At 76.3% G+C, this 13133-nt stretch carries 5 protein-coding genes; all 5 read left to right on the top strand.

Translation table 11 applies throughout. From position 1 onward, the window contains the following. The first annotated feature begins 307 nt into the window (after positions 1–307). The 5 genes from ABT129_RS30450 to ABT129_RS30430 all read left to right on the top strand — a co-directional run bounded on the left by ABT129_RS30450 (position 308) and on the right by ABT129_RS30430 (position 13106). Entirely contained in the window at positions 308–1165 is an 858-nt protein-coding gene (locus ABT129_RS30450; protein ID WP_351908021.1) for a DUF4132 domain-containing protein, read from the top strand. Then, positions 1162–6075, top strand: coding sequence for a DNA-binding protein (locus tag ABT129_RS30445; RefSeq protein WP_351908019.1), 4914 nt, complete (start codon positions 1162–1164; stop codon positions 6073–6075). The genes ABT129_RS30450 and ABT129_RS30445 overlap by 4 nt, the downstream gene beginning before the upstream one ends. Before the next feature lie 157 nt (positions 6076–6232). Further along, positions 6233–7387 (top strand): ATP-binding protein, encoded by a 1155-nt coding sequence (locus ABT129_RS30440; RefSeq protein ID WP_351908017.1) that lies wholly within the window; start codon positions 6233–6235, stop codon positions 7385–7387. Then, positions 7384–11235: a vWA domain-containing protein gene (locus ABT129_RS30435; protein WP_351908015.1), complete on the top strand. Its 3852-nt coding sequence runs from the start codon at positions 7384–7386 to the stop codon at positions 11233–11235. The genes ABT129_RS30440 and ABT129_RS30435 overlap by 4 nt, the downstream gene beginning before the upstream one ends. After that, positions 11232–13106 (top strand): hypothetical protein, encoded by a 1875-nt coding sequence (locus ABT129_RS30430; RefSeq protein WP_351908013.1) that lies wholly within the window; start codon positions 11232–11234, stop codon positions 13104–13106. The genes ABT129_RS30435 and ABT129_RS30430 overlap by 4 nt, the downstream gene beginning before the upstream one ends. The last annotated feature ends 27 nt before the right edge of the window (positions 13107–13133 follow it).

The raw sequence follows: 13133 nt of genomic DNA, 5'->3' as shown, positions 1-13133 counted from the left end.
CTCTCCCGGCTGACGGGCAGGACGTTCCGCCCGGGCCTTTCAGACGGTCCGCGGACGCGTTGCCAGGGCCTCGCCCACAGCTCGCATGCGCGTTTCCGGGGCCTCGTCCACACCCCGCATGCGCGATTCCGAGGTCTTGTCCACAGCCCGCATGCGCGATCCCAAGGCCTTGTCCACAGCCCGTACACGCGTTGTCAGTGGCCCTGGATAGTCTCCCCGCATATCGCAGCTCATCGCAGCTCAGGGACAGGGGTCCCTTGGTTCGAGCTGCGCTGGTTCCGACAGGACAGGCGGAGGGGCACGGCTGATGACGTGGCTGGCAGCGAGTGAGGGATACGAGATCTCCCTCGACGACGGGCGGGTGGTCGCACGGCGCACCGGGGGGCGGCAGTTGAAGACGCTGCCGAAGGCACTGCGCGACCATCCCGAGGCCGACCGGCTCCGGCGGCTCGCGGAGTGGCTGGACCGGCACGCGGCCTCGTGCGTGGCGCAGGTGGACACCTGGATGGTGTCCTCGCTCCCCGTGCCCACCACGCTGATCGCGCGGGTGTGGCCGGACGAGGCGTGGCGGTCCGCGCTGCGCGACATGGCGGTGGTGGGCGACGACCCGGACGAGGTCGGCTTCCTGCGGGACGCCACCGCCGACGGTGAGCTGAAGGTGGTCGACCTCGACGGCGAGACCGTACGGCTCTCCCCGCGCACCGTGACGCTCCCGCACCCCGTGCTGCTTCCGGATCTGGACGACGTGCGGGACTTCGCGGCCGAACTCGGCATCACGCAGCGGGTGGAGCAGATCCACCGCGCCACCTGGGCCAAGCCGTCCGCCGTCCAACCGGAGACGGCGGCGGAGGTGCGGGACTACGCGGGCGGGAAGTTCGCCTCGCGCTTCGGCCTCGCGGCGCGGGCGACCGGGCTCGGCTACCGGGTGTCCGGCGGCTACGCGACGTGCAAGGTCCGCGACGGGGGCCGCGGCACGGAGGCCTCCGTGTGGATCGGCGAACCGTACTGGGAGGGCGAGTCGGAGACCGGCGCGCTCTCCTGGCACGACGAGGACGGCCGCGCCGTCCGGCTGAACGAGGTCGGGCCGGTGGCCTGGTCGGAGGGAATGCGCATGGCCGCGGCGCTGTACGCCGGCCGCACGATCGAAGAGGGTGGGGACGCGTGACCAGCACGACCGCTTCCGGCAACACGGAGCTGCTCAGGGCCGGAGCGGTGCTCCCGGCCGACGCCGAGGGAGCGGGCTCCTCCGCCGTCGAACTGACCGCGCGGGCCTACCGCCACCAGGTCCTCGGGGAGGACCGGGTCGTCGTCCGGCTCGCCGCGGCCGAACTCGGCCCGGCCGAGGACCTCGCCGCGGGCTTCCTCGGGCTCGAACTCCACGGGGAACCGGCCGTGGTCGGCCTCGGACAGCGGCAGGAACTGGGCTTCCCGGAGTGGGTGCTCGTGCACCACCCGGAGGACGGGCACCACGCACTGGCGGTCGTGCCGGAGCTGGACCGGCTGGCCCGACAGGCGAAGACCAAGCCCAAGGCCGCCCTGGACGCCTGCCAGGAGCTGGCCGGGCGGCTCGCCTCGGCCGTCCCGCACTTCCTGCCCGTCTTCTACGAGCAGGCCGCCCGGGTCTTCCTCGGGGTCGAGAACACCACGTACGCGGGCCAGCTGTTTGGCCGGGCCCGTACCAGCGAGGCCCAGCACGGGCTCGCGGTCGACGAGGACCGGCTCGACGCCGTCTTCCTCGAGTTCGCCCTGGCCGGCGCCCTGCCGGTCAAGGTCCTCACCGGCTACGGCAAGGAACTCGCCGCGCGGCTCGCCCCCGTCGAGGCGTACGAGCGATTCCGGCGGCTGTGCGTGCGCCGGACCGCCGGTGGCCTCGCCCCGTCCGCCCAGGCCGCGGTGGAGCTGCGGCGCCTGGCCCGTGCGGCGGAGTTGTCCGGCAACGAGGCGGAGCAGGAGTACCTCGCCGAACTCCTGCCGCTGCCGGCCACGCTGCGCGCGGCGAGCGGCTGGTGGAAGTCGCACCGGACGGCGCTCGTCGCGCTGGCCCGCCGGACCCCGGCCGTACGCGGCACGCTCCTGTCGATGACCCCGCCCGGGGACGACGGTGAACTGAGCGAGCTGTGGCTCGGGATCCTGGCGGATTCCGGGGCGGACACCGGACTGACCGACGCGCAGGCGCCCGCGGAGGAGCGGTGCGAGGACGGCGCGGCGGGGTGGCTGGAGCGCTTCCACGCCGCCCGGCACCGTGGTTGGGGCACCCGCCCCACGCCGCCGGCCCTGCTGGACCTGGTGAACCGCGCGGCCGGGAGGCTGCGCGCCGAACTGGCGGCGCGGCCCGAGGGCGAGGGCGCGCTGCGCGTCGGCGTCGAGGACGTCGACCTGCTGGACCTGCTGCTCGCGCTGGAGATCCCGGTCGCCGATCCCGAGCCGACCGGCCGCAACCGGCGCCACGACGCCCTGAACCTGTCGGACTGGGCGCGCGGGGAGCAGCCGCGGGACCTGGCGGCTCTCGCCGCCGACCCGCGCTTCCGCCCCGCCTTCCGCAACGGTGCGAACGGCTACGGCAGCGCGTCGGCCGGAGCGGACGTGATGCGGAGGCTCGCGGGTTCGACCGGCGGTCGTCCGATGCTCGCCGAGTGGATGCGGGAGGTCGCCCGCGATTCGGTGGCGGCCGGGCTGCCCGGACTCCCCAGCGCGCTGGCGCGACTGTCGTGGCTGCCCGGCGAGGCCCTGGCGCTCGCCCCGGAGGAGGTCGCGGCCGCGGCCGGTGCCGACCTCGGCGCGACCCTGGCGCGCACCCTGCGCGGCGGTCTCTGGGAGGAGCTGCGCTGGCCCGCGTGGGAGGAGGCCCTTGCGGAGCTGGCTCCGGGGCGCGACGACGTCGACGGTCTGACCGTCGTCGAGGCCTGGCCGTACCTGATCGTGGCCAGCGCCGTCCAGGTGCGGGTCATCGACGCCGACTCCACCGTGCTCACGCACGATCTGCGTGTGCCCTCGGCGCACTCCTACCGGTACGGCTTCCACTACGTGGACGGCGCCCTGCTGGTGTTCTGGAGCACCTACGGCAGCGGTAGCCAGACACAGGGGTACTGGCACACCGCGCCCGACAAGGTGCTCACCCTGGAGGGCTCCGCCGACTACTGGTCGATGCGTACGGAGAACCCGAGCCTGCCGCTGCCCGGCGGCGGCCGCACCACCGGCGGAGGCGTCCTGCACGCCGGCGACACGAAGCTGCCGCTGGAACGCCCGCTGCTCTCCGACGGCACCTCGTACTGGGTGTGGGAGTCGGGCGAGCGGCACGGCGAGGGCGGCTGGGCCGAGTACGACCCCGCCGAGGGCGCCTACGGGCGCCGTTCCCAGCCCGGGTTCCTCGCGGACGCGCTGCGCCCGCACGCCACCGGGGCCGAACTGGTCGCCCGCTCGTCGTGGCTGCGGCCCGCACCGCGCGTGGACGGTGCGATCGCCGGCGCGCCCGAGGACGGCCTGCTCGGCTGGCGGGTCGTACGGCTGCCCGGCAACGGCTGGCACGCCGAGGACACCACCGGGCGCTCCGTCACCGTGCCCGCGGGCTCGGCCATGCCGGTCGCGGCGTTGACGTTCCCCGGCGACGACCGGCCCAGGGCGCTCAGCCACCAGTGGCGGGAGCTGTCGCTCAGCGACCCCGACGGCGTGGTCACGACGACGGCGTCGGGCGACCGGCACGAGAGGTACGGGACCGCCGCCACGACCCTGCCGCCGCTGTCCCACCTGCACACGCTGCGGGCCCGGGACCCCGAGGGGTCGGCCGTGCTGCGCGCCGCCGACGGGGAGACGATGGGGACGCTGCTCAAGGCGGCGGCCCTGGCGGAGCGTGCTGCGGACCTGCCGGAGCTGGTGAGCACCGCGCTGCCGGGGATCTCGGCGCCCGAACTCATCGCGGGAGTGGTGCGGGTGCTGAGCTTCGCCGTGGGGCAGCAGAAGTCCCTGGACGCCGTGGCCGCGCGGCTCGACCCGGCGGGCGAGCCCGCCGAGGCCCTCTCCGAGGGTCCCGCCGACAACGTGATCAGCACGGCCCTGAGCGGGATCGCGAGCTCCGGGTACTACCGGTCGGGTGCGACCGAGGACGTGGCCCACCGCTTCCTGGGCGGGCTCGCGTCGGTACGGGCGGACACCTCGGCCACGGCGCTGCCGGGCCGGGTGCACTTCGACCTGCCGTCACTGCCGTACTCGGGACTGCCCTTCACCCCACTCCTGGACCAGTCGGCCGCGATCGCCTTCCGGGCCGTCGCGCCCGGCACCACCGACGAGCACCGGACGGCGCTGCTCGGGCTGCTCGGCCGGGTGGACGCGCTGGGCCTGGCCTCGGCGGCCGGCTCGGCCGGTCACTGGCGCCGGGTCCTCGTCCACCTCACCTCGCCCCACCTGCACACCCCGGACGGTCAGGAGCGCGGCTCCTGGCACCGCAGTGTCCTGCCGCTGGGTGGTGGAGCGGCACTCGGGATCACCGAGCACAACAGCGCCGTCGACGGCGGACGGGAGTTCGGGGCGCTGCTGTACGACCCGAGCGGCCGTTTCGAGGTGCCCGGCCCGTACACCGTGCGCGGTGACGCGCCGGTGGGTGACCGGGCGCGCGGCGCGGACTGGCTGACCGCCTTCCTGCGGGAGGCGGCGATCCGTACGACGGCCCCCTTCTTCCCCGAGACGGCCGAGGAGTTCAGCCGTCTCACCGGGGTCTCGGGAGCGCTCGCCCGGCTCGTCGTCGTGGGCATCCCCGACGTGGACAGCTGGGAGAGCAACTTCCTGCCGGCGGAGCTGCGCAAGACCCTCGGTCTGAAGGTGGCCGAGGCGCGTCATGCCCGCGACGAACTGCGGACCCTCGACGTCGAGGTGCGGCGGGCCGTGGTGGCGGCGCTCCTGCCCGCCGATCCCGCGCGGTTGTGGAGCGAGGGACCGGACGTGGCGGCGGCGGCCGCCGTGTGGATCGCGCGGGTGGGACGGCGGACGCAGGTGCCCGACTGGCTGGCGGCGGAGGCCGCGCGCGCGGCGCGCAGCGGATGGCCCGTGCACCAGGCGCTCCCGGCGCTCCTCGACCCGTCGTCGTCGCCGGAGCTGAGCGTCGACGTGGAGTGGCGCATCGAGGGTGACCGGCCGACGACCGTGGCGCCGGCGGACGCGCCGTTCACCACGTCGGTCCTCACGGGTGCGATGAGCCTGTCGGCCTGGCTCGCGCACCGGCTGCCCGCGGGTGACCCCGTACGGGCGACGCTGCCCAGTGCGCTCACGGCCGTGCGGCAGCGTCTGGCCTCGCCCGAGCTGCTGCTGTCCGTGGGGCACTTCACGAGCCTCTCGGACTTCCGCAAGGTGGCGGGCGCCCCGACGGAGACGGCACCGGACCACGAGCGGTACGGCGCGGTGCTCATGGCCACCCACGACGGCCAGCCCCAGCCCGCGCTGAGGCCCGCTCTGCTGGACTCCACGGGGTCCGACCCGTACCTGGTGGCGCTGCGCGGGCAGGAGCAGCATCCGACGCCGACCGAGACCGCTCTGCGGCGCGCGCACGATCCGGTCTTCGCGCGTCTCCTCGCCGATCCGGGCGCGCCCGCGGCCGGCGAGACGGACCCGGAGGGCACCTGGTGGCCTCAGGATCCGTCCCGGTCGGTCCCCGCCCTGGTGGCGGAGGTCTCCGGGGCCCACGGGCTGGGCGCGGACGCGGCGGCGGTGTACCTGATGCTGCTGGCCATGCCCGACCCGACCGACCGCAACACCGCGCGGTGGACGGGGTGGAAGCCGGCCCGGCTGAAGGCGGCCCGCGCCGAACTGGAGGCCACCGATCTGGTGGTGTCGGCGGTACGGGCCCGGGCGGGGCGCTCGTTGTTCCTGCCGGGCGCCTGGGCCGAGCAGTCGGCGTCTGTGCTGCCGGTCGAGCAGTGGAAGCTGCCGATGTACGGGCCGGTCGCGGGCGTTCGGCCGGTCCTGGGCGCGCTGGTGCCGGTCGAACCCGCCGCGGAGCTCTTCGCGCGGGCGTGGCTGCGGATCCTCGACGGCGATGTGCCGCGGTTCGAGGAGCTGAAGGTCAAGCGCACCAGGCGCCGCCGCTGACCGGCCGTCACGGTCGGCCGTCGACCCGAGTCCGGCGCGGCGCGCTCCGCCGTGGGCGCGCCGCGCCGGGCCCCACGCCCGCACCTCCTTACACCCGCACATCCGCCCGTCCCGTACGTCGAAGTCCGTACCTGCACCGCCCGGAGGAATCCCCCGCATGACCGTCACCGAACAGGCCGCACCCGCCCGGCAGGTCCAGCCGGCCGAGGAGCGCCACGCCGCCGAACTCGCCTTCCTCGCCGCCCAGGACCCCGGCCCGCGCCCGCCCGGCTGGGCCCTGACGCCGCGCGCGGTCGTCACCTTCGTCTGCGGCAGCGACGGCGTGGAGCTCGCCCTGCCCAAGCGCCGCGCCGGGCTGCCGTCGAAGCTGGAGATCGCCCCGAAGTTCGTCGGTGAGCGCGCTCTGGTGGAACGGTGCGTGGTCACCCTCGCCGGAGAGCGCGGACTGCTGCTCACCGGGGAGCCCGGTACCGCCAAGTCGATGCTGTCGGAGCTGCTCGCGGCCGCCGTCAGCGGGACCAGCGCACTGACCGTGCAGGGCACGGCCGGTACCACGGAGGACGCGTTCCGTTACGGCTGGAACTACGCCCTGCTGCTCGCGCAGGGCCCGACCCCGCAGGCCCTGGTCGACTCCCCCGTCCTCTCCGCCATGCGCACCGGTCGGGTGGTGCGGGTGGAGGAGATCACCCGCTGTCTGCCCGAGGTGCAGGACGCCCTGGTGTCCATCCTGTCCGACCGGCGCGTCACCGTGCCCGAGCTGACCGCGACCGAGGACGCGGTGGTCGGCGCGGCGCCCGGCTTCACCGTGATCGCCACCGCGAACCTGCGCGACCGGGGAGTCTCCGAGATGTCGGCCGCGCTGAAGCGGCGGTTCAACTTCGAGACGGTGGGTCCCATCGCGGACGCCGACGCCGAGGCCGTCCTGATTCGCCGTCAGGCCGTCGCGGCGGTGCAGCGGGCGGGCGCGGCCTTCGGGGTCGACGACGCCGTCCTCGACGCCCTCGTCACGGTCTTCCGGGACCTGCGCTCCGGGCGCTCGACCGAGGGCTGGGACGTGGAACGGCCGGGCACGGTGATGTCGACGGCCGAGGCCGTGCAGGTGGCGGCGTCGCTCGGCGTCGCCGCCGCCTACCTGCCGGGCGGGGACGTCCTGGACCTGTTGCCGGGCCATCTCCTCGGCGTCGTGCGCAAGGACGATCCGGCCGACCACGCCCGGCTGCTGGGCTACTGGGACGGCCCGGTCCGCCGCCGGGCCGAGAGCGGCTCGGCGATGTGGCGTCGGCTCTGGGACCTGCGCGGGAGCCTGCGGTGACGACCGTCGAGCCGAGCGACCCCAGGGCGGCCGTGGAGACGCTGGCCGCGTCGCGCGAACCGTACCTGCTGGGCGTACGCCACCACAGCCCGGCCCTGGCCGCCGTGGTGCCCGCCCTCCTGGAGGAGGCGGGGGCTGAGGTGGTCTGCGTGGAACTCCCCGCGGACTTCCAGCCCTGGCTGGAGCATCTGGCGGACCCGGAGACGGTCGCCCCGGTCGCGCTGGCCGGGGCCGGCGAGGGCGGGCGGCTGTCGTTCTACCCCTTCGCGGACTTCTCGCCGGAGCTCGCGGCGGTGCGGTGGGCGCGGACCCACGGGGTGGAGGTCGTGTGCTGCGACCTGCCGCTGTCCGACCCCGGCTGGTCGCTCCCCGGCACGGCCGGGGGCCGGGGCGAGGGCTCGGAGCACCCCGCCGGGGCGGAGGACCGCGACGGTCCGGCCGACCATGACGGTGGGGAAGACGGCGCCGGAACGACGGACATGGGCACCCGCCTGGCCGGTCCGCGCGCCGGGGAGGACGAGGAGGCGCGCTCCTACGCCGGGGCGCTCGCCGCCGCCGGTACCGGACGCAACGGTGAGGACATGTGGGACCGCGCCGTGGAGGTGCTGGCGCCCGGGTGCTCTCCCGAAGCGGTGCGGCGCGCGGCTCTGGGCGTGGGCTGGGCGCTGCGCGCCGACGGCTCGGTGCCCGCGACGGATCTGGCCCGCGAGGCACGGATGCGGCAGGTGGTCGCCGCCGCCTCGGCGGGAGGCCGCCGGGTCGCCGCCGTGATCGGCGCCTTCCACGCGCCCGCCCTGCTCGTGGACACCGCGACGGACGCGGGCACGGCCCCGGACCCCTTCACCGGGGTCGGGCCCGCTGGAGCGCGGGCGGCCGCGCCGGTTCCCTCCGGGAGCGGGACCGGTCCGGTTCCGGTCGCCACGTCCGGGCCCGTGCCCCCCGGGGGCGGGCCCGGCCCGGCGTCGGCCGTCGCGGACGCACCGGTGACCTCTTTCGTCCCCTACTCCTTCGACCTGCTCGACTCCCGCTCCGGCTACCCCGCCGGAATACGCGACCCGCTCTGGCAGCAGGCCGTGCTCACCGCGGCCGGCGACCCGGACCGGATCCGTGGGGCGGCCGCCACCGCGGTGACGGGGGTGTGCCGGGAGCTGCGGCGCGCGGGCCACACCGCAGGTACCGGCGAGGCCGCCGAGACCCTGCGCCTCGCCTGTGACCTGGCCGCCTTGCGCGGACTGCCGGCGCCCGGGCGCGGCGAACTCCTGGAGGCGGTCACCACCGTCCTCGGACAGGGCGAGCCCCTCGGCCGTGGCCGCGCGCTGGCGCGCGCCCTGGAGGCGGTGTTCGTCGGCACCGCGCGCGGCAGGATCAGCCCGCACGCGCCCCGCTCCGGTCTCGGCCCCTCCGTGGAGGAGGAACTCGCGCGGCTGCGGCTGCCCGGCGCGGGAGACTCCGACTCCCGCGAGGTACGCCTCGACCCGCTGCGCTCCCCCCTCGACGGTCGCCGTGAGGTGCTGCTGCACCGTCTGCTGACCATCGGCGCGTCCTACGGCGAGCCCGTCTCGGTCGCCGCCACCGGCGACGGCACCGCGCTCGGTACCAAGTGGCGCCTGCGGTGGACGCCGTCGGTGTCCGCGCGGCTCGACCTCGCCGGAGTCCGCGGGGTCACCTCGGCCCAGGCCGCCGCCGGAACCCTGGGTGAGACCGCGCGACGCGAGGCCGCCGAGGGTGGCCCCACCCCGGCCCAGATCCTGGCGGGCTTGTCGGCCGCCGTACGCTGCGACCTTCCCGAGCTGGTCGACGCGCGGCTGCGGGAGGCCGCCGCCGTGCTGCCCGACACGGCCGAGCTGTCCGAACTGCTCGCGGCGCTGGACCTCCTGGAGGGGATCCGGCGTGGCCACCACCCCGGCACCACCTCGGACGCCCGCGCCATGGCCGGGGCTCTCACGGGTGAGCTCCTGGAGGCCGCCGTGCGGTCGCTGCCGGGACTGGCCGGGAGTGACAGTGCCCCGGACGCGCGGGCGCTGGTGGCGCTCGCGGACCGGACCGCCGCCCGGCACCTGGGCCTCCGCCTCGACCGGGCGCTCGCCGACCTCGCCGCCGAGGCCTCGCCGTTGATGCAGGGCGCCGCCCTCGCCGTACGGGTGATGCTGGACCTCGATCCGGCCGTCGGGCTGGGAGAGCGGGCGGCCGACTGGATCGAGGGAGCCACCGCTCCCCCTGCCCGACGGGCCCTGACGAAGCGTCTCGCCGGGCTGCTCACGGCCGCCGGACCGCTGCTCCAGGCGTCCCCGGAGGCGCTCACCCCGTTGCTCGACCGGGTCGAGGCCCTGGGCGACCAGGACTTCCTCGACCGGCTCCCGGCGCTGCGGGGCGGATTCGACGTACTGGCCCCGGCCGACCGGGACCGGCTGCTCAGCACGGTGACCGAGCGGCTCGGTGACCGGATCGACCTCTCCCTCGACGTGCCGCCCGAGCTGCTCGCCCTCTGGACGGCGGCCGACGCGGCAGGCCTTGCGGCGCTGAAGTCGGTGGCCCTGTCCGGTCCGGACGCGTCCGTGGGGTCCCCTCCCCCACCCGGCGCGGCCACACCCGAGACAGCTGCGGCCGACGCCGGAACGGCCGCGGAAGCCGTGAGCGAGGCAGCCGCGAGCCGGGCCGACACCAAGCAGGTCGAGGCCGCGCCGGGCGGCACCGAGCCCTCGGGGGCGCTCACCGCCGGTTCGCCGGACCGGCGGCTCGGGCACGCCGACCGCTGGCGGCTCCTCCTCGGTCGGCACAAGGACCGGCTGCCCGCCGACGCACGTCGCTACGCGCTCGCCCTGGACGAGCTGTACGGCGGCGGGCGCGGCGAGGGAGCCGAGGACCTCGACGGCGGTTCCGGTCGGGGCGGACAGGACCCCTCGTTCCCCACCGCCCGGGAGTGGTCCCAGGAGTTGGAGGCCCTCTTCGGGGCCGACGTACGCGAAGAGGTCCTGGCCGAAGCGGCGGACGCCGGGCGGTCCGACGTGCTCACCCAGCTGGATCCGGCGGCCGTGCGCCCGTCGGTCGAGCTGCTGAGTTCGGTGCTGTCCCTGGCCGGAGGCATGCCCGAGGCGCAACTCGCCCGGCTCCGGCCCCTGGTGAAGCGGCTCGTCGACGAGCTCGCGCGCGAGCTGGCCACCCGCCTGCGCCCGGCGCTCTCCGGCCTGGCCACGCCTCGCCCCACCCGCCGGCCGGGCGGTCGCCTCGACCTCGCCCGTACCCTGCGCGCCAATCTCGCCCACACACGCCGCACGGAGGACGGCCGGGTCGTGGTCGTACCGGAGCGGCCGGTGTTCAGCACGCGGGCGAGCAAGGAGGCGGACTGGCGGCTGATCCTGGTGGTCGACGTCTCCGGATCGATGGAGGCCTCGGTCATCTGGTCGGCGCTGACCGCCGCGGTGCTCGGCGGCGTACCGACCCTGTCCACGCACTTCCTGGCGTTCTCCACCCAGGTGGTGGACCTGACCGACCGGGTCGAGGACCCCCTGTCCCTGCTGCTCGAGGTCCGCGTCGGCGGGGGTACGCACATCGCGGCGGGGCTGGCCCACGCCCGTTCGCTGATCACCGTGCCGAGCCGCACCCTCGTCGTGGTGGTCAGCGACTTCGAGGAGGGCGCACCGCTCGCCGGGCTGCTCGGCGAGGTGCGTGCGCTGGCATCGTCCGGCGCGCACCTGCTGGGCTGCGCGGCCCTCGACGACGCCGGCTCGCCTCGCTACTCGGTGCCGGTGGCGCGCCAACTCGTCGCCGCCGGAATGCCGGTGGCCGCCCTCAGTCCCCTCGCTCTCGCCCGCTGGGTGGGCGACCGCCTCCGTGGAGAACCCCGTTGAGCACCGAAGTCCTGCCTCCCGTCGCCCCCGAGGTCCTCGCCGAGGCCGTGGAGCAGCTCAGCGCACGGCTGCGCAAGAAGCTCGACGCCGCGATCGCGGGGTGTGCCGCGTCGGCCGTACCCGGCGCCGACGGCTCCGTCGACGTGCGCTTCGGCGAGGACGCGGTGGTCACCCTCCGCCCCGGTCCTTCGGGGGTGGTCGCCGCCGCCGGACATGCGGTCTGTACGTGTCTGCTGGCCCCGCGCTGCCTGCACCGGGCGGCGGTGCTCGGCGCGGCGCCGATCGCGGACCCGGCTTCGGATCCCGGACACCAGACGGTTCCGGACGCGGGGATGCCGCCCGGGATCGCCGGGGCTCCGGGCGGCGGTCCGGAGCCCGTCGCCGCGGCCGTCGCCGATTCACCGGCCGCGCGCGCCGAGGGTACGGAGAGTCCGGCGCCCGCGCTCACCGCCGCCCAGGTCCGGGCGGCGACCGCGCTCTGGGAGGCGGCCGCCGAGGCGCTGTCCGCAGGTGTCATGGCCGGTGGGGCGGTGGTCCAGGCCGAGTTGCTGCGCGCCGCGCACTCCGCCCGGCTGGCCGGGCTGCCCCGCGCGGAGGCGGCCGCGCTACGTGTCGTGCGGGGGCTGCGGGCCGCGCGGGAGCGCGGTCAGGGCCAGCGGCTCGGCGACCTCACGAGCGGCTTCCGCGAGCTGCTGGCCGGCGCCGCCCTGCTCGTCTCCGGAACCGCCGGATCCGGCGCGACCGGCACTTCGCGCCGTGCCTACGAGGCGGGCGGCAGCCTGCGGGTGTACGGCCTGTCCCGGGAACCCGTGCTGTCCGCCACCGGGTACGGCGGTGTGACCACACACCTGCTGGGTCCTGACGGCTCCGGATACACGGTGTCCGACGTACGTCCCGGGGGTCTGGCCCGCGCGCGCGGGGCGGGGTCCGCGTCCGTGGCGCTCGGCGGGGCGGTCCTCGACCACGCGGGGCTCGCGCGCGGGGGGCTGCGGATCGTCGGCGCGACCGTATCGGCGGACGGGCGGCTCGGGGCGGGCCGGGGCGTGAACGCGACCCCGCTGCGCGGTGTGGACTGGTCCGAGGAGCCGGCGGCCACACTGTTCGCGCGACCGGTCCACGAGGCGATGGCCGCCGCGCTCGACGGCGGCTCGCACGGGGCGGGCGGGACCGACGGGACCGAGGCGTCGCTCCTGGGCTGTGACGTGGTGGTGGTCGGCGCGGTCGGCGAGTACCTCGTGGCCCGCGTCGCCGACGACGGGCCACTGGTACGGCTGCGCGCCGCGCACCCCCATCCCGAACTGCCGCACGCCGCCAACCTGCGCGGGATCGCGCGGCATCCGGGCCTCGCGCTGCGGGTTCTCGGCCGGCCGGACCTGGAGCGGGCCGCGACGCTCCGGCCGCTCGCGGTCGGGCCGGTGCCGGGGGCCTCGCACACGCTGCGGCTGCCGGAGGAGTGGCTGGGCCGGGCCGACCTGGGGTACGACCGTCTCCAGGGCAGCCACTTCCCGACCGGGGCGACGCACCCCGAACCGACCGGTCCGGTGGCCGCCGGACCGGATCCGCTGGCGGACGCGCCCCTGTGGCGGGTGCGGCGGCTCCTGGAGACGGGGGTCGCGGGCGGGCGGCGTGCCGTGGCCGAGGCCGGGCGCGGCTCGGACACGGCCGCCGTCGTCGCGCCGCTGTGCCGGGCGGGGTTCGGCGGCGCCGCGCAGCTGGCGGCCGCGCTGACGGCGGAGGCGGACCGGCGCCCCCGCGACGCCTTCGGCCGCCTCACCGACGCCACGGCCGACGGATACGCCCGGGCGTGGCTGGCCTCGGCGGTCCATCTGGCCGCTGCGGAGCGGTCGTTGGTGGCGGCCTCCTGGTCCTGACGCGAACGACACGCCTTTGCGGGATCG

It is taken from the genome of Streptomyces sp. NPDC002057, from assembly GCF_040296665.1.
In the GTDB taxonomy this organism is placed as follows: domain Bacteria; phylum Actinomycetota; class Actinomycetes; order Streptomycetales; family Streptomycetaceae; genus Streptomyces.
This window is presented reverse-complemented; position numbering and strand designations above follow the sequence as displayed.

Bases quoted from the DNA above. Each gene is read 5' to 3' on its own strand.
- ABT129_RS30450 (WP_351908021.1), top strand. From the start codon at position 308: ATGACGTGGCTGGCAGCGAGTGAGGGATACGAGATCTCCCTCGACGAC.
- ABT129_RS30440 (WP_351908017.1), top strand. From the start codon at position 6,233: ATGACCGTCACCGAACAGGCCGCACCCGCCCGGCAGGTCCAGCCGGCC.